The 17,529-nt window shown below is 67.3% G+C and carries 16 protein-coding genes and 2 pseudogenes; 8 read left to right on the top strand and 10 right to left on the bottom strand.

Features of this window, described 5'->3' with window-relative positions:
• Positions 1–62: 62 nt before the first annotated feature.
• The 3 genes and pseudogenes from EGT67_RS25595 to EGT67_RS05310 form a co-directional block, all read right to left on the bottom strand.
• Positions 63–326: pseudogene (locus tag EGT67_RS25595) on the bottom strand (transposase); the annotation flags it as partial.
• 374 nt (positions 327–700) lie between these two features.
• Positions 701–773 (bottom strand): annotated as a pseudogene (locus EGT67_RS05305) (ATP-binding protein); the annotation flags it as partial.
• A gap of 18 nt (positions 774–791) precedes the next feature.
• Positions 792–1,559, bottom strand: coding sequence for an isoprenyl transferase (locus EGT67_RS05310; protein WP_127915011.1), 768 nt, complete (start codon positions 1,557–1,559; stop codon positions 792–794).
• Positions 1,560–1,737: 178 nt separating this feature from the next.
• Between EGT67_RS05310 and trhA the strand changes: the two genes are divergently transcribed.
• The 6 genes from trhA (at position 1,738) to EGT67_RS25010 (ending at position 7,974) form a co-directional block, all read left to right on the top strand.
• The gene (gene trhA, locus EGT67_RS05315) at positions 1,738–2,415 is read left to right on the top strand and encodes a PAQR family membrane homeostasis protein TrhA (protein WP_127915012.1); all 678 of its coding nucleotides are present in this window, start codon (positions 1,738–1,740) and stop codon (positions 2,413–2,415) included.
• A 135-nt stretch (positions 2,416–2,550) separates the two neighbouring features.
• Positions 2,551–3,987, top strand: a complete 1,437-nt coding sequence (locus EGT67_RS05320; RefSeq protein WP_241565901.1) for a wax ester/triacylglycerol synthase domain-containing protein — start codon at positions 2,551–2,553, stop codon at positions 3,985–3,987.
• Positions 3,988–4,134: 147 nt separating this feature from the next.
• Positions 4,135–4,326, top strand: coding sequence for a hypothetical protein (locus tag EGT67_RS05325; protein ID WP_127915014.1), 192 nt, complete (start codon positions 4,135–4,137; stop codon positions 4,324–4,326).
• Positions 4,327–4,712: 386 nt separating this feature from the next.
• On the top strand, positions 4,713–5,780 hold the full coding sequence (locus EGT67_RS05330) for an alpha/beta hydrolase (RefSeq protein ID WP_127915015.1): 1,068 nt from the start codon (positions 4,713–4,715) through the stop codon (positions 5,778–5,780).
• A gap of 29 nt (positions 5,781–5,809) precedes the next feature.
• A complete protein-coding gene (locus EGT67_RS05335) occupies positions 5,810–6,841 on the top strand; it encodes an alpha/beta hydrolase (RefSeq protein WP_127915016.1) in 1,032 nt (343 codons plus the stop codon).
• Between the two features lie 980 nt (positions 6,842–7,821).
• Positions 7,822–7,974 (top strand): hypothetical protein, encoded by a 153-nt coding sequence (locus tag EGT67_RS25010; protein ID WP_164877486.1) that lies wholly within the window; start codon positions 7,822–7,824, stop codon positions 7,972–7,974.
• Between the two features lie 57 nt (positions 7,975–8,031).
• On the opposite strand, the gene EGT67_RS05340 is transcribed toward EGT67_RS25010, so the two are convergent.
• Genes EGT67_RS05340 through mca form a run of 3 tightly spaced genes read right to left on the bottom strand, consistent with a single transcriptional unit; the run spans position 8,032 to position 11,255 of the window.
• Complete coding sequence (locus EGT67_RS05340; protein ID WP_127915017.1) at positions 8,032–10,047, bottom strand: thioredoxin domain-containing protein; 2,016 nt, start codon at positions 10,045–10,047, stop codon at positions 8,032–8,034.
• A 9-nt stretch (positions 10,048–10,056) separates the two neighbouring features.
• Positions 10,057–10,377 (bottom strand): hypothetical protein, encoded by a 321-nt coding sequence (locus EGT67_RS05345; protein WP_127915018.1) that lies wholly within the window; start codon positions 10,375–10,377, stop codon positions 10,057–10,059.
• Between the two features lie 2 nt (positions 10,378–10,379).
• On the bottom strand, positions 10,380–11,255 hold the full coding sequence (gene mca, locus EGT67_RS05350) for a mycothiol conjugate amidase Mca (protein ID WP_127915019.1): 876 nt from the start codon (positions 11,253–11,255) through the stop codon (positions 10,380–10,382).
• A 206-nt stretch (positions 11,256–11,461) separates the two neighbouring features.
• Between mca and EGT67_RS05355 the strand changes: the two genes are divergently transcribed.
• Positions 11,462–11,887 (top strand): DUF4307 domain-containing protein, encoded by a 426-nt coding sequence (locus tag EGT67_RS05355; protein WP_127915020.1) that lies wholly within the window; start codon positions 11,462–11,464, stop codon positions 11,885–11,887.
• Positions 11,888–12,132: 245 nt separating this feature from the next.
• Positions 12,133–12,627, top strand: a complete 495-nt coding sequence (gene greA / locus EGT67_RS05360) for a transcription elongation factor GreA (RefSeq protein ID WP_127915021.1) — start codon at positions 12,133–12,135, stop codon at positions 12,625–12,627.
• Between the two features lie 97 nt (positions 12,628–12,724).
• On the opposite strand, the gene EGT67_RS05365 is transcribed toward greA, so the two are convergent.
• The 4 genes from EGT67_RS05365 to EGT67_RS05380 all read right to left on the bottom strand — a co-directional run bounded on the left by EGT67_RS05365 (position 12,725) and on the right by EGT67_RS05380 (position 17,478).
• Complete coding sequence (locus EGT67_RS05365) at positions 12,725–14,083, bottom strand: C40 family peptidase (RefSeq protein ID WP_127915022.1); 1,359 nt, start codon at positions 14,081–14,083, stop codon at positions 12,725–12,727.
• A 164-nt stretch (positions 14,084–14,247) separates the two neighbouring features.
• On the bottom strand, positions 14,248–15,402 hold the full coding sequence (locus tag EGT67_RS05370; RefSeq protein ID WP_127915023.1) for a cystathionine gamma-synthase: 1,155 nt from the start codon (positions 15,400–15,402) through the stop codon (positions 14,248–14,250).
• A gap of 34 nt (positions 15,403–15,436) precedes the next feature.
• Positions 15,437–16,018: a hypothetical protein gene (locus EGT67_RS05375; RefSeq protein ID WP_127915024.1), complete on the bottom strand. Its 582-nt coding sequence runs from the start codon at positions 16,016–16,018 to the stop codon at positions 15,437–15,439.
• A 77-nt stretch (positions 16,019–16,095) separates the two neighbouring features.
• A complete protein-coding gene (locus tag EGT67_RS05380; RefSeq protein WP_127915025.1) occupies positions 16,096–17,478 on the bottom strand; it encodes a cystathionine beta-synthase in 1,383 nt (460 codons plus the stop codon).
• Positions 17,479–17,529 lie beyond the last annotated feature (51 nt).

Here is a 17,529-nt window from a genome sequence, read left to right on the forward strand (position 1 = left end):
TTTGCGCTGCTCATGGGCCATAGGGTGGCCGGCGCCGGCCGGGCTGCGCCACTCTTCCGTTGCGCGCCGCGGGCGGTTGGCAAGTGCGCGGCGATCTCGCCGATCGCCAGGCCTTTCACGCTCAGCGACAGGACGATCTCGTCCACTCCGGTCAGGCGGCGCTGGCGCATCTTCACGATCTGCGGGTCGAACGAGGCATCGGCGTCTCTCGGTACCTCGATCACGACTGGTCCGCCAGAAGCTGCTCGGCGAGCTGCTCCGAATCCACCTCGGTAGCCATCGGTTCCAGCGTTTCGCTCATCATCGATCCTCCCCACCAGGCGCACACCCGCCGCGTCGGACCAAGATCGAATCCACCGCCATTCGGACAGTCCCGGCGACTACCGGCGGGAACCACACCGCCGAACACCCAGGCCGTCCGGGCACGTCGTATCCGACTGCGGCGGTCTCGAATTCGTCGCCCGCGACGGGCAACTCGAAGGCGGATCCGCGGGCGCGGGCCGCGAGCGTCGGGTGGTTACGTTCGAGGTAGGCACGCCGCGCCTGGGCGTAGATCGGATCACTGTTACGGCGCGACACGGGCGGCCACGCGCATCAGCACGCCTCCGGTCCATCAGGGATCTTGCGGCAAAGCTACCGGGAACCCTGGTCGAGGCAGGCAGACGACTCACCGAAATATCCGCTACCGCCTCCCAGACCTCGAGGCAGATGACTTCCGCGTGGTGGACCAGGCGGTCGAGCATGGCCGCGGCAATGGAGTCGTCGCCGAACACCAGCGTCGAGGACTGCGACTACACGCCGAATCGCCGGTGCCGTGCCGCGTAGTCGCGCAACGCACGCAGGAAGTCGACGCGCCGGAACTCCGGCCAGTACGCCTCGGTGAACCAGATCTCCGAATACGCGCTCTGCCACAGCAGGAACCCCGACAGCCGCTGTTCCCCCGACGTCCGGATCACCAGGTCCGGGTCCGGCTGGCCCGACGTGTAGAGGTGGCTGTCGATGCCCTCGACGCTCATCGCCTTGACGAGGTCGTCTCCACCGAGGCCCTCGCGGAGCTTGTCCCGCAGCAGCGACTGGACGGCGTCGGCGATCTCCTGCCGGCCGCCGTACCCGACCGCGACGTTGACGTGAGTGCCGGTCCGGCCGCGCGTACCCTCGGCCGCCTCACGCAGACGCCGAGCCTGGTCCTCGGGCAGCAGGTCCAGCGTGCCGACGATCTTCACGCTCCAGTTCTTCCCGGGCGCGGAGATCTCCTCGACCACCTCGGTGATGATCTCGAGCAGCGTGTCGAGTTCTTCCGGCTCGCGGCGCAGGTTCTCGGTGGAGAGCAGGTAGATCGTCGCCATCTCGATCCCGGCCGCGTCGCACCAGCTGAGGAGCTCGGCAATCTTGCGGGCACCCATCCGGTGCCCGTGGCTGACGTCGGTGAATCCGTTCTCCCGCGCCCAACGCCGATTACCGTCGCACATCACCGCCACATGGCGCGGATGCTGTAAACCGTCGAGACGGCGTAGCAGCCGTCGCTCGTAGATGCTGTACAGCAGGCCGCGCAACTTCACCTGGACATCACCACGGGAAGAAAGAGTACGCCGCGAACACGTTCCACCGACCACCGTGCCGACGCTCGATGTCGCGCACGCCTCACCTCGAACCCCTACCGTAGTTACTCCACCGTAGGTTACGGTTCCGTAAGTTACCGGGTTTCTCCCGGTCCGCACCGACGACAGGGGCACGCCGATGACGGCTCTCGCGCTCGACGACCGCACAGCACTCCCGACCAAGCCGCGGATGCGCGGTTGGATCCACGCGTGGTCGCTCGTCGTCGCCGCCGTCGCGAGCGTCGCGCTGGTGACGCTCGCGTTCACGCTCGAGTCCACCCGCGCCGGTCTCGCGACCCTCGTCTACTGCACCACCGTGTGCGGACTGTTCGCGGTGAGCGCGACGTACCACCGCGTCCACTGGCACACGGTCCGCGCCAGGACCTGGATGAAGCGCGCCGACCATTCGATGATCTTCCTGTTCATCGCGGGCAGTTACACGCCGTTCGGCCTCCTGGCGCTGCCGCCGCACACGGGCACGGTCCTGCTCACGGTGGTGTGGTGCGGCGCCCTCGCGGGCATCGCACTGAAGATGTTGTGGCCCATCGCGCCCCGCTGGGTCGGTGTGCCCCTCTACCTGCTGCTCGGCTGGGCGATCGTCCCGGTCGCGGGTGAACTGGTCCACGAGGCCGGTATCGCGCCGATGATCCTGCTCGCCGTCGGCGGCGTCCTCTACAGCGTCGGCGCGATCCTCTACGCCACCAAGTGGCCCGACCCGTGGCCGCAGACGTTCGGCCACCACGAGTTCTTCCACGCCGCCACCGCTGTCGCGGCCGTGTGCCATTTCGTGGCGGTCTGCCTGGTGGTCTTCGGTTAGTCCAGGTTCGCCCGAATTGCGTCAAGGTTCCGGAAACGACACGGAATTTCAAGCGGTCTGCTTACCCTGACCTATCTACCCGGGGGAAGGAGCGCAGTGACAACGACCGAGCAAACAGTTGGTGGAGTCGCCCAATTGGCGCCACAGGATGCCGAATTCGTCTACAACGAGGCAGAGCGCCACATCTCGAACTCGACCGGTATCTACATGTTCGACACCACCGGCGAGACCGTTCCGATCACCCAGCGCGAGGCCGAGGAATGGATGCGCGCGCGCCTCGGCTACAGCGGGGTGTTCACCAGGCGACTTCGACACCTGCCCCTGGAACTGGACTACCCCTTCTGGGTTCCCGACCCCACGCTCGACCTCTCGAAGCACGTGGTCGTCGAACCGGTCGACGGCCCCGGGTGGGACGCGCTGCGACGCCACATCTCCCGGTTCTCCGGCAAGCCACTGGATCTCACCCGGCCGCCGTGGCAGTTGCACTTCCTCACCGGCGTCACGGGCATCGAGGGGCTTCCCGACCGGATGACAGTGGCCGTGCTGCGGTGCCACCACAGTTCCGGGGACGGACTCACCGCCCGCGACCTGGGGCTGCGTATCTTCGGACGGTCCGAGGTTCATCCACCGATTCCGTCGACCTCCGAGAACTGGTCCCTGCCGACGGAGTTCGTGAAGGCACTGGGCCGATTTCCCACCCAGTGGCGCACCTTCCGCGAGGGACTGACCACGACCGGGGAGGCCGCCGAGCGGGTCACCGAGGAGGTCCAGGCCGGCACCATCGCCCCGCCCGGGCCGCGCCGGCCCGCGACGCGGTTCAACGGTGAGATCACACCCGATCTGATCTTCGACGTCGTAAGCTTCTCACCGGACGACATCCGGACCGTGCAGGCCGCGGTCGAGGGCGTGACCTTCAACGACGTTCTCCTGGCGACCATCTCGGGCGGACTCGCCGCGTACCTCGCCGAGAAGGGCGAGACTCCCACCGCATCGCTGGCCGCGGTGGTCCCGATGTCGCTGCGGGGCACCAGACCGGGTGTCGCGAATCAACCGGACAACAATCGCGCCAATCACCTCGCTCTGATGACCGTCGATCTGCACACCGATATCGACGACCCGCTCGAACGGCTTCGCGCGATCAATACGTCGGTCCGCGCGGAGAAGAGCCGTCACCGCCACCCCGATGTCCAGATCGCGGCGTCCCGGGTGGAAACGTCGCCGGCGTGGTTGCTGCGTGGCGTAAAGTCACTGATGAAGTTGCGAAAGCAACCGGAAGGCACCGTCGAAACCGTCAACACCATGGTCAGCAACATTCCGTGGGTGGGTGACGACCTGGTGTTGCGAGGCGCCCCCCTGGTCCGGAGTCTGGGCATTCTCGGGATCATCGACAAGGTCGGACTCAGGCACCTGATCGTGTCCCATCACAACGACGAAATCGAGATCTCGTTCTGCACCGACACCGCGATGATGCCGGACACGGATCGTTACAAAGAACTCCTCACCAGGGAATTCCAGAAGTTGGTCGACCGTTCAAATGGGCCGATATCAACAGAATCCAGAGAAATTTCCTGAAACCGACCCATCATGCTGGGACTGGTTGTTACCGTCTCATTGCGTCACGGACAATCCGACCGTGATACGTGGACCGGTGCCGATCCGATCAATTGTGTATTGCCGGATTCGAAACCGGGTAACTACATATGTCTTCAGGAGGCAAACATGGGTTCTCTTACGGGAATTATGGGCGCGTTGCTCGAGGGCGGCATGGGCTCGCTGGGTGCCGACGGACTCCTCGGCACTTTCATCGGCTCGGCTGAGTCCACCATCCAGGGCGCACTCGGCTCGCTCGGCGATCTGGTCGAGATCGGCTTCGGCTCGATCGAGAGCTTCTCCGCCGGCCCGCAGAAGTAAGCAATCGGCCTTACCGACCACGCGATTGACGGCCGGGGCGTGCGGGATCCCAGCGATCCCGGTTAGCCCTGAAACAGCCTCGATAATCGCACCAACACGCCATACCTAAGGAGAATCATGGGATCCGTTTACGATGCTCTCGGCGTCTTCACCGGCAGCGCCGGCCCGGCCATCACCAAGGTTGTCAACGCGCTCTACGCACTGAGCGGCGGCACCAACCCCATGGCCAAGTAAGAGCACTTGGCGCTGGTGCCGTCCGGCACCCCCAATCGGGATCCGCATCCTTGCGGGTCCCGATTGCGCATGTCAGAGCTCCATCTAGCGACGCGACCTCCGCAGCTGCCCTTCCTGCAACCGCACCGGCCGCCCCGAACCAGGACCGATCCATGAACTCTTCCCACGGAACCCGACGACTGCGGACGGCATGCGTCGTCCTGGCCGCGGCAACACTTCCGCTGCTCGGCGGAATCCCTGCGACGGCGGAGGTTCCGGGGTCGCCGGATCCCACCGCGATCGACGGCACGTCCGGTGCACGGCTGGTCAGTTCCACGCAACGCGCAGGCCAGCAAGTCGACATCGAGGTGTACTCGCCCTCGATGCAGCGCAACATCCCGCTGCAGGTGCTCCGCCCCAAGGACACCAGCACCCCGGCCCCGACGTTCTACCTGCTCAACGGCGCCGGCGGCGGCGAGGACGGTGCGGCCTGGAACCTGCAGACCGATGTCGGAGAGTTCTTCGCCGACAAGCACGTCAACGTCGTCACGCCGATGGAAGGCGCATTCAGCTACTACACCGACTGGCGCGAACCCGATCCCGGACTGGCCGCCACCACCGGCAACAACGGCATCAACAAGTGGACGACGTTCCTGACCGAGGAACTGCCGCCGGTCATCGACGACGTATTCGACACGACGGGCGCGAACTCCATCGCCGCCATCTCCATGACCGGGACGTCCGTCCTCGACCTGGCGATCCAGGCGCCGGACCTGTACAAGAGCGTCGGCTCGTACAGCGGATGCGCCATCACCAGCAAGACGCCCGGACGCCAGTTCGTCAAGCTCGTCGTGGGTCTCGGCGACGGCAACGTCGACAACATGTGGGGACCGCAGGACGACCCGGAATGGATCGCCCGAGACCCGTACGTCAACGCGGACAAGCTCCCCCGCATCCCCATGTACATCTCCACGGCCAGCGGACTGCCCGGACCGCACGACTCGATGGACAACCCCCGAATCGAAGGCAAGTTCGCGGCGTTGGCAAGCCAGGTCGTCGTCGGCGGCATCATCGAGGCGTCCACGCAGTACTGCACGGACCAACTCTCGAAGAAGACCCGGGCGCTCGGCATGGACAACATCGTCTACAACTTCCGCCCGGCCGGCACCCACTCGTGGGGATACTGGCAGGACGATCTGCACGAGTCGTGGCCGATGGTCGCCCGCTCGCTCGGCATCTGACCGCATAGAACCGGAGAGATCGAACACTCATGCGACGGAACGACGTTCGAAACCTGGCCGCCGCACTGTTGGCCGCAGGACTGCTGACGGCAGGCCCGGCGGCCACCACGGCGACAGCCGACACGGAAACGGGAGCGGATGTCCCGCAGTACGTGCAGGTGGACGCTGATGCCCCACCGTCGATCACGAGTGTCACGCCCCTCTCCGACCGGCTCCTCCTGCTGCAGGTGGCCTCCCCCGCCATGCGACGCGAGGTGCCGGTGAACGTGCTGCTGCCCGCCGATCGCAGCGAACCACGCGGCGTTCTCTACCTGCTCGACGGAAACTCCGGGCAGGTGGAGAGCACCAACTGGCTGGAGCCGACCAAGGGCAATGCGCAGGCGTTCTTCGCCGACAAGAACGTCAACGTCGTGATGCCGGTCGGGGGCACCGGGAGCCTCTACCAGGACTGGACCGAGGACCACCCCAAGTTCGGTCGCACCCAGTGGGAGACGTTCCTGTCCAAGGAACTACCTCCCCTGATCGACGCCCGCTTCGACACCAACGGACGCAACGTCATCGGCGGCATCTCCTCCGGCGCCCAGGGCGCCGTCATGCTCGCCGCGCGCGATCCGGAACTGTACGACGGCGCCGTGGGGTACAGCGGTTGCTACGCCACCGAAGGGCCGGGAGCACAGATTCTGACCGACCTGATCGTCATGAACGGCTTGGCGACGTCGGACATGATGTGGGGGCCGCAGGGCTCCGACGCCTGGCGCGATCACGACCTGTTCCGCAACGCCTCCCGCCTCGCCGGCAAGAAGGTCTACCTGTCGTCCGGGAACGGTCTGCCCGGCCCGCACGAATCCCTCGACGAGCCCGACATCGCCAACACCGTCGTGGTCGGCGGCCTCCTCGAGGCCGGCTCGAACGTGTGCACCGACCAACTGGCGCAGGCACTTCGGGACGCGGGCGCCGACGTGATCCGCAGTGCTCAACCGGTGGGTGTCCACGCGTGGGACTACTGGCGGGACGAACTCGGACGCTCGTGGCCGACGATCGACGCGGCGCTCCGCCCCTAGCCGGAACCAAACAACCGACTGATTGATCGGGAACATAACGCGCGAACCCGACGAGTTGCTGCTAGCGTCGTGTCTTCACGAGCAATTGCCCGTGAAGGCAATGCGATTGCGGGACTAGGCAACTGGTTGAGAGCCCCCCGCACCGCACCGGGAAACAGGGAGGACCCATGGGTTCTATCGCGGACATCCTTTCCGACGTCCAGTCGGTGGATCTGACCGAGAGCACCATCACGACCTTGCTCGCGTGGCTGGGCGGACTTCTCACCGGTAGCGCCGCCGGCTGACGCAGGACGCTGCGCCCGTGCGGCGCAGCGACTCCCCGACCACTCGAATTGCAGCGCTGGCACGTCTGCACGATCAGGAGGTAAGAACATGGGTTCGCTCGCAGATCTCATCCAGATTCCCGTCATGAGCATCGATGCGCTCGGCATCGGAATCCTTCAGTCCTTCCGGAACCTCATCGACTACACCACCCTGGCCCTGAGCTGAGGGTTCGATAGGCCACCCAGTTCGGCGGCCTGAGATGTCGGAAGGGTCCGTAGTCGATGACTACGGACCCTTCCGGTATCTGAGGCGCAAGTTGGACAACTGAACAGTTTTTTCTCGTTTCGCCTCCGTGACCTCCGCCGACCGGTTATCGTCGCTGCAGTCGCGGGGCCTTGCCCTGCGATCGTACGAAGAGGGTTGTCCTGCAATCGATTTTGCGGGATCCCTCTGTCAAAAGCATTCACGAAGGAGAGATTCATGGGCTCGCTCGACGGCATCTTCGACAACTCGTCGCTCGCCATCAGCCACCTGTTCGACACCGTCACCGGATCGGTCGAGAACATCTTCGACCTGGTCGCCGGCATCTTCGCCAGCTGAGACCCTGTCGAGAACCGCGGGCGTCACTGAGCGCCGGCGCGGTTTCGCTCCCGTCGGAGCATCCCAATCACTTGTAGGGCCGAACCATCGGCCCCACCACATCTCGGAGGTACACCATGGGCTCGATCCTCGACGCCGTCATGATCCCGGTCGGCAGCGCCGACGTCGTCCTCGCCGGCTTCATCGACTCGATCACCGTCACGCTCCAGGGTGTTGGCAAGGTCGCCGGCCAGGCCTTCGGCAGCGTCGCTGACATCTTCAACAGCTGATCTCCGAACAGGAATCACAAAAGAGCCGTGCGGCACTGCCGCACGGCTCTTTTCGTGTCAGTCCGACGCGACCAGGTCGCGCATCTCCTCGACCTCGGTGACCGGCCGATCGCACACGAATCCCCGGCACACGTAGGCCGTCGGGACACCGTCGATCTGCGGCCTGCCGGCGAGCAGCGGCGTCGAATCCGCAGGGCCTGCAACAACTACGGCGCCACCGGGAGCGAGGCGCCGCGCCTGCCGGGACAATTCGGACGATTCGGTCTCCGACACCGCGATCTGGACGGGCCCCCGCACCGACGCTTCCGCGACCGCGAGCCAGTGCCCCGCCGACCGCGGTGCGCGCTGCAGCACCACCGCCGCGCGGGCCAGCGAATCCGCCGCAGCGCCCGCATACTTCGAGGCCCGATCCGCGTCCGCCAGCGCCGACGCCGTCAGCAGCGCCTCCGCCATCGCGGACGCGCCCGACGGCGTCGCCCCGTCGAGCGGATCCCGTGGTCGGGTCACCAGAGTTTCGGCGTCGTCCGCGGTGTCGAACCAGCTACCGGGCTGATCCGGGTCGGAGAAGCGCGCGATCGCGATGTCCAGCAGGCCGGTTGCCGCGTCCAGCCACTCGCCCTCCCCGGTCACCTGGTGCAGAGTGAGCAGGCCCGTCGCGAGCGCGGCGTGGTCCTCGAGGATTCCCGCCGGGTCGCCCACCACTCCGGCGAGCGAGGCGCGTCGCAGACGACCGTCCACCACGTGTGTCGTCAGCAGGACGCGGGCACATTCCACCGCCGCCCACACCCATTCCGGCCGGTCGAGGGTCGCGCCGGCCTCCGCGAGCGCGGTGATCGCGAGCCCGTTCCAGGCGGTGACCACCTTGTCGTCGCGTGCGGGCTGCGGCCGTCGACTGCGCGCCGCGAACAGGCGCGAGCGAACGTCGGCGAGGCGGGCGGCATCGGACGGGTCCGACAGGAGTTGCAGGACGGAGGTCCCGCGTTCGAACGTCCCGTCCGCCGTCACCGCGAACGTCTCGGCCGCCCAGGCACCCTCGTCGACGCCGAGCACGTCTATCAGCTGCTCGGGTGACCACGAATACGTCAGGCCCTCTTCGCCGTCGGTGTCGGCGTCGAGAGCCGACGCGAACGCCCCCGCGCTGGTGCGCAGGTCCCGCAGCAGGAACTCGACCGTCTCCTCGACGACCCGATGAGCGAGGGCCGAGTCGGTGCGCCGCGCGAGGTGCGCGTAGCACCGCAGCAGCAACGCATTGTCGTAGAGCATCTTTTCGAAGTGCGGCACCATCCAGTCGGCGTCCACCGAGTAGCGCGCGAAACCGCCGCCGAGTTGGTCGTAGATGCCGCCACGGGCCATCGCATCGGCGGTGCGCTCGACCGTTCGCAGCACCGGCTCGGCGCCCGTCCGCTCGTACGAGCGCAGCAGCGCCTCCAGCAGCATCGCGGGCGGGAACTTCGGGGCGCCGCCGAATCCACCGCGCTCGCGGTCTTCGTCGCGCAGCACACTCGCGACCGCACCGGACAGCAACGGCACGTCGATCGGCGGTCCGCCGAGCGGCAGCGGCGCACTGCTGCGCCGTAGCTCGGCGACCACGTTGGCGGCCGCGTCGTCGACGTCGCCGCGCCGCGTACGCCAGGTGTCGGTGACCGCGTGCAGCAATTGGGTGAACGACGGCATGCCGCCCCGCGGCTGCGCCGGGTAGTAGGTGCCGCAGTAGAACGGGGAACCGTCCGGCGTCAGGAAGCAGGTCATGGGCCAGCCGCCCTGCCCGGTCATCGCGACCGTCGCGTTCATGTAGACCGCGTCCAGGTCGGGGCGCTCCTCGCGGTCCACCTTGATGCACACGAAGTTCTCGTTCATCACCGCCGCGGTCGCCGGATCCTCGAACGACTCGTGCGCCATGACATGACACCAGTGGCACGCCGCGTACCCGATCGACAACAGGATCGGGACATTGCGATCACGCGCCCACGCGAGCGCCTCCGGGCCCCACTCGTACCAGTGGACCGGGTTGTCCGCGTGCTGCCGTAGATACGGGCTGGTCGCGCCGCCCAGGGTATTCCGCTCGAGCGACACGACTCTCCCCTAACTCGTCGGTTTGGTGGGTGGGTCCTGCTCGGGCTGCGAGCCCCCGGCCGGCTGCTCCGGTTCGGTGACCTCCGCGATCGCCGCACCCCGATCCGTGCCCTCGTCGGCTGCCTGATCGGCCTCCGGATGCTCCGGCTGGAAGGTGTCCGGCAGCTTCTTCAGCTGCTTGTTCATCGAACGGATCAGCAGGACCGTGCCGACCAGCAGCGCCACGACGAGCACCAGTCCGAGCGGTGACGCCTTGCCGAACTCGGGCCCCTGCGGGCTGCTCGGGGTGCTGGTTCCCTGGGCGAGGATCTCCCACGCCAACGTCGTCATCACTACTGCTCATCCTTCACGATGCCCGCGAACAAATCGTTCTCCGGGATTGCGGTGTGTACCCGGGTCTTGGCCAACTCGAACTCCTCGGTCGGCCAGATCTTCTGCTGGATGTCGAGCGGCACCGCGAAGAAGGACCCGTTGGGATCGATCTGGGTCGCGTGGGCGCGCAGGGCGTCGTCCCGCTGCGGGAAGTAGTCGCCGCACGCGATCTGCGTCGTCACCCGGGCCATCAGATCACCCTGTTCGGTCTTCCACTTCTTCAGCCAGTCGGCCATCGGGAATTCCTCACCGCGGCGCTCGTACTCCTCCTGGAACTGGACCAGGCGCTTCCGGATGAACCCGTGCGAGTAGTAGACCTTCTGCACCTCCCACGGCTCGCCGGCGTCCGGGAACTGCTCCGGATCCCCCGCCGCGTCGTAGGCGGCCATAGACACCTCGTGGCACTTGATGTGGTCCGGGTGCGGGTACCCACCGTTCTCGTCGTACGTGGTCATCACGTGCGGACGGAACTCGCGGATCACCTTGACCAGCGCCTCGGTGGGAACCTCGAGCGGTTCGAGCGCGAAGCACCCCTCGGGCAGCGGCGGCTTGGGGTCGCCCTCCGGCAGGCCGGAGTCGACGAACCCCAGCCACGTCTGCTGCACCCCCAGGATTCGGGCGGCCTCGGCCATCTCCTCCTGCCGGACCTCGGTCATCCGCTCCCGGATGCCCGGCACGTCCATCGCCGGATTGAGGATGTCGCCGCGCTCACCACCAGTGAGGGTCACCACGAGGACCTCGTTACCCTCCGCGGCGTAGCGAGCCATCGTCGCAGCGCCCTTGCTCGACTCGTCGTCGGGATGGGCATGAACGGCCATGAGTCGGAATCCGCTCACGTGTGTCTTCACCTCAGCTTCGCGTGTCACCGTCGTGGCGTGTCACCTGCAGTGGTCGACCGCTACCGCGCACGGCGCGCCGTCGTCCTTCCCCTATAGTTCCACCTGACACATACGACCGTCTGTCGTACCCCCGCTACGCGTGGCATACGGCGATCCCGACGGCCCCACGGAGCACCACCACAAACCGGCTCGAGAGCGAAGTGATGAGCAGTACACCTCCCACCGACCGCTACGGGTCCGCGCCGCGGACTGTCCGCCCGAAGAACTGGGGCAAGTTGGTGCTGACGGGTCTCGTGATCCTCGCCGGCATCGGAATCGCCTACATCGGCTACACCAAGTTCTCCGTCAAGGACGTCGACGGCAAGCAGGTCGCGTTCGACATCGTCGACGATCGGACGATGAACATTCAGATCACGGTGACCCGCGAGGACCCGTCCGAGCCCGCGGTGTGCATCGTCCGCACCCGCTCGAAGGACGGCTCCGAGACCGGCCGCCGCGAGGTGTACATCGCGCCGTCAGAATCGAAGACCGTCGAGGTCACCGCCCCCGTCCACGCCTCCCAGCCACCCGCTATGGGCGATCTGTACGGATGCAGTATGGACGTTCCGGACTATCTTCGCGCCGGCTGACGTTCAGACCGACCGGTCTTCGTTAGACCGGGCCGAAAGGCCCCTCCGTGCTAAAATCAGTTGATACACGGTTCCACTCGGAGCCGTGTATTGCTGCATTGACGGCAGGACGAGTCTGCTCACGATGTGGGCGACCGGGGGATAACCGCCACGGACAAGAGCGGCCTGCCCGTTGATCGTTGCTGCTCGCAGCGATCTGCCGAGGGAGTCCACGGTGGACTTCGACAACAAGGGAGTGATCGACAATGACCGAGACCCAGGTGACCTGGCTTACTCAGGAGTCTCACGACAGGCTCAAGGCTGAGCTCGACCAGCTCATCGCCAATCGTCCGGTCATTGCTGCCGAGATCAACGAGCGTCGCGAAGAGGGCGACCTCAAGGAGAACGGCGGCTACCACGCTGCTCGCGAGGAGCAGGGCCAGCAGGAGGCCCGCATCCGCCAGCTGCAGGAGCTGCTGAACAGCGCCAAGGTCGGCGAGGCCCCGACGCAGTCCGGCGTCGCGCTGCCCGGCTCGGTCGTCAAGGTCTACTACGACGGTGACGAGACCGACACCGAGACCTTCCTCATCGCCACCCGCGAGGAAGGCGCCAGCAACGACAAGCTCGAGGTCTACTCGCCGAGCTCCCCGCTGGGCGGCGCGCTCATCGACGCCAAGGTCGGCGAGACCCGCGAGTACACCCTTCCCAACGGCAGCCTGATGAAGGTCACCCTCGTCAGCGCCGAGCCGTACCACGGCTGATCCGTCGCAGCCGCACCGCGGCTGAGCGGACGCAGCTCGATACGACGAACCCCGGCCGGGCAGCTGCCCGGCCGGGGTTCTCGCTTTCGCCGCTCCGTCAGAGCACCCGACGGGCCTTCATGTCCGCGAAAACCGGTCCGATCTTGACGACATCGCCCGTCTGCGGGGCATGCACCATGAGCCCGTTGCCCATGTAGATGCCGACGTGGCCGGGGCCGGCCGCCTGCCAGTTACCGAAGACCAGGTCACCCGGCTGCGCCGCGGCCATGGAGACCTCGGTGCCGACACCCCACTGCGTCTCCGACGTGCGCGGCAGGACGACCTTGCCGCCGCTGGCCGCGAACACCGCCGCCGACGTCAGGCCCGAACAGTCGAAGCCGCCCATCGTGGGTCCGCTGATGTTGCCGCCACCCCACACGTACGGGAGTCCGAGGAACCGCATCGCCAGCTGGACGGCGGCACCACCGAGGCCGGTGGTGGGCAGGTTGATGTCGAAGTTGAAGTTCGCGAACGGCGACAGCAACTGCTCGAACTGTCCCTCCGACCCGCGGATCTTCTGCACGTACGGGCCGCTCTGGTCGGCCGCGTCGTCGACGCCGGTCGGAATGCCGCCCGCCTTGCGGATCGCCCGGGTACCGGCGTTGAAGGCCGCGAGTGCCAGGTCGAGGGTGTCGCCCTGGACCAGGCCCTCCTGCTTCCAGGCGTCCATCTGAGCGTAGTTGTCGCACAACATGTGTCCGGCGGCCATGACGGAGTCGGCGACACCGGTGATGTCGGCGGTGCCGTCACCGTCGGCGTCCTTGCCGTACTTGGCCCACTCGCTGGGCATGAACTTGGCCGGTCCCCGTCCGCCGGCCAGCGAGACCGGCGCGCTGGGGCCGTAGCGGAAGTCGTTCTCCACCGAGAACAGCGCCGCGAGCGTCGGCGCCTTCACGCCGTCGCAGATCTCGCCGCCCTTGCGCAGCCACGGCGCGAACACGGCGATCGAACCGACCTGTCCCAGTGCGGGATTCGAAGGAAGCGTGGCGGGAAGTGTGGGGAGGGTGAGCGAACCGATCCCCGGCAGCGTGACCGCGGGCGCCGCCACCGGCGCCGGTGCCTGGACCGCAGCCGAGGGCGCCGCGGGTGCGGCCGGTGCGGGCGCGGGCGGCACCGGTTCGGTGGTCGGCGGCTGCCCGGGCGCCTCCGTCGTCGAAGGCTGCGCGGGTGGGGCCGGCGCCTGGAGTGCGGGGATGGCCCTCGCGAGATCCGACGCCGCCTGCTCCCGCATCTCCGGCGGCAGCAGCCCGATGATGCTGTTGACTGGTTCGACCAACTGCGGTGCGGGCTGCGGGGCGGGTTGCTCTATGGGCGGAGCCGCTGGAGCCGGGTCGGGTGCTGCGTTGGCTACTGCCGGAAATGCCGCACCTGTTGCTGCAGTAACAGCCACGAGGATGGCTGCAGGCTCCCATGACATACACGGCTCCTGGGGTCGCGCTTTGTTCCGAGGACTCACCGTAACGGGCAAACTGACTGGCGCGTGCGAGATTCAGGAAACCCTCAGCCTTTCGCGCACTTGCCGTCGCCGGGCGTTCACCCACGACGACGGCAAGTGCGCAAAACCTCAGGTCGAACGACCTGTCAGCCGAGGGCCTGCTCGATGTCGGCGAGCAGATCGGCAGCATCCTCGATGCCGACCGACAGACGCACCAGATCCTCGGGAACCTCGAGAGCGGAGCCCGCGGTCGACGCGTGCGTCATCGCACCCGGATGCTCGATCAGCGACTCGACGCCGCCGAGGGATTCGGCGAGCGTGAAGATCTGCGTGCGCGAGCAGAAGTCGAGTGCGGCCTGCTTGCCGCCCTTCAACCGCACCGACACCATGCCGCCGAAGCGGCGCATCTGCTTGGCCGCCACCGCATGGCCCGGGTGCGAGTCGAGGCCCGGGTAGATGACCTGGGCGATCGCGGAGTGGCCGGTGAGCAGGTCGACGACCTTCTCGGCGTTGTCGCTGTGCCGCTCCATGCGCAGCGCGAGGGTCTTGATGCCGCGCATCGTCAGGAAGGCGTCGAACGGACCGGGCACCGCGCCGGCACCGTTCTGCAGGAACGCGAACTTGGCGTCGAGTTCCTCGTCGTTCGTGACGAGCGCGCCGCCCACGACGTCGGAGTGGCCGCCGATGTACTTCGTCGTCGAGTGCAGCGCGATGTCGGCACCCAACGTCAGCGGCTGCTGCAGGTACGGCGACGCAAACGTGTTGTCCACCACCAGCTTCGCACCTGCCGCGTGCGCCACCTCGGAGATGGCGGCGATGTCACCGACGTTGAGCAGCGGGTTGGTCGGCGTCTCGACCCACACCAGCTTGGTCTCGGGCCGGATCGCGGCGCGAACCGCGTCGACGTCGGACACGGCCGCGGGGGTGTACTCGATCCCCCACTGCGTGAACACCTTGTCGATGAGCCGGAACGTGCCGCCGTAGGCGTCGTTCGGGATCACCAGGTGGTCGCCAGGACGAAGCACCGACCGCAGCACGCAGTCCGTCGCCGCCATGCCGGAACCGAACGCCCGCCCGAACGTGCCCGATTCGAGCGCGGCGAGGTTCGCCTCGAGCGGACGACGGGTGGGATTGCCGGTGCGTGCGTACTCGAACCCGCCGCGCATGCCGCCGACGCCGTCCTGCGCGAACGTCGAACTGGCGTAGATCGGTACGTTGACGGCGCCGGTCTGCGGATCGGGCTCGTAGCCGGCGTGGATGGCCCTGGTGGAGAACCCTGCGGAGAATCCCTGCTCACTCATGGCGTTCAGCCTAGCGACCGGGTTCGCTCTCCGGTCAGCTCACCATCGTCGACCGCACCGCGACCAACAGTGCGGCGGCGTCCTCCTTCGAGAACGTGGCCCCGTCGCGGGGGAAGAGGAAGAGCGTCGCGCCCGGCGAGTTGTAGGTGGTGCCGACGTCGTCGATCGACGTGATGTAGCCGCCGATCGCCTCGGCCTCTTTGCTGGGGACGTAGATCTTCGAGCGGGCGATCGCCGGCCGGAGCTTGTCGACCTCCTCCTTCGACACGTCCGCCGGTTCGACGTTGACCGTGAATTCGCCCTTGCCCACGAAGAGGCACATCGTCCCGCTGCCCTCCGCCAGGACCGTCATCTTGAAGCCGCTCGCGTAACGGGCGATCGCCTTCTCGACCTCGGCGCACGTCGGAAGCCTCCCGGCTGCGACGTCGGCCGTGCGGGGCGCACCCGTCGGCACGGTCGACGTCCGAGGCGGCGCCTGCACCGACGGGTGCGCGGAGACCATCTCACCCCCGCCGGTCGCCTTCGCCGTCCCCTCGACCGTGCCCCCGCACGCCGAACCCGACACCACCACTGCCGCAAGACATGCGACAGCCCCCACGTTTCTCCCCCACTGCATGGCGCAGAGCCTAGCCGAGGCCCGAAACGACGAATTCCCGGTGGGTGTCCACCGGGAATTCGTCAGGATTCGGGCAATCAGGCTCCGGCGCTGAGGAACCCGAGCAGATCGTGTCGAGTGATGACCCCGGCGGGCTTGCCGTCGTCGACGACCATCAGGGCGTCGGTGTCGCCGAGGGCCTTGGTCGCCGCGGACACCGGCTCGTGCGCACCGATGAGCGGGAACGGCTTGCTCATGTGCTTCTCGACCGGGTCGGCCAGGGCGGCGCGGCCCTCGAAGACCGCGCTCAGCAGGTCACGCTCGGACACGCTACCGGCGACCTCGCCGGCCATGACCGGCGGCTCCGCGCCGACGACGGGCATCTGCGAGACGCCGTACTCGCGCAGGATCTCGATCGCGTCGCGCAGCGTCTCGCCCGGATGCGTATGCACCAGATCCGGCAGCTCACCGGACTTGCCGCGCAGCACGTCGCCGACGGTCGGTTCGGTGGTCTCACCCGAGAGCGGGGTGCGCAGGAAGCCGTACGACGCCATCCACTCGTCGTTGAAGATCTTCGACAGGTAGCCGCGGCCGCCGTCGGGCAGCAACACGACGACGACGGCATCCGGATCGCGCTCGGCGACCTTGAGTGCCGCCACGACGGCCATGCCGCACGAGCCGCCGACCAGCAGGCCCTCCTCGCGGGCGAGGCGACGGGTCATCTCGAACGAGTCGGCGTCGGACACGGCGATGATCTCGTCGGGCACCGACGGGTCGTACGCGGTGGGCCAGAAGTCCTCACCGACGCCCTCGACGAGGTACGGCCGGCCGGTGCCGCCCGAGTACACCGAGCCCTCGGGGTCGGCGCCGATGACCTTGACCTTGCCGCCCGAGATCTCCTTGAGGTAGCGGCCGGTGCCGGTGATGGTGCCACCCGTGCCGACGCCGGCGACGAAGTGCGTCACCTTGCCGTCGGTGTCGCGCCAGATCTCCGGGCCGGTGGTCTCGTAGTGGCTGTCGGGCCCGCCCGGGTTCGCGTACTGGTTGGGCTTCCAGGCGCCCGGGATCTCCTTCACCAGGCGGTCGGAGACGTTGTAGTAGCTGTCCGGGTGCTCGGGCGCGACCGCGGTGGGGCACACCACGACCTCGGCGCCGTAGGCACGCAGGACGTTGCGCTTGTCCTCGCTGACCTTGTCGGGGCAGACGAACACGCACTTGTAGCCGCGCTTCTGCGCGACCAGGGCGAGGCCGACGCCGGTGTTGCCGGACGTGGGCTCGACGATGGTGCCGCCCGGCTTCAGCTCGCCGGACGCCTCGGCGGCGTCGATCATCTTGACCGCGATGCGGTCCTTGGAGCTGCCGCCCGGATTGAGGTACTCGATCTTGGCGGCGACCAGCCCGGAGCCCTCTCCGACCACGGAGGACAGCTTGACCAAGGGGGTGTTGCCGATGAGGTCGACGACATGATCCGCGATGCGCATGACCCCATGCTTCCAGATCGGAATCGGACACGCCCACCCGATCCGCAGGAC

The sequence above is a fragment of the Prescottella agglutinans genome (genome assembly GCF_004011865.1).
Classification (GTDB): Bacteria; Actinomycetota; Actinomycetes; order Mycobacteriales; family Mycobacteriaceae; genus Prescottella; species Prescottella agglutinans.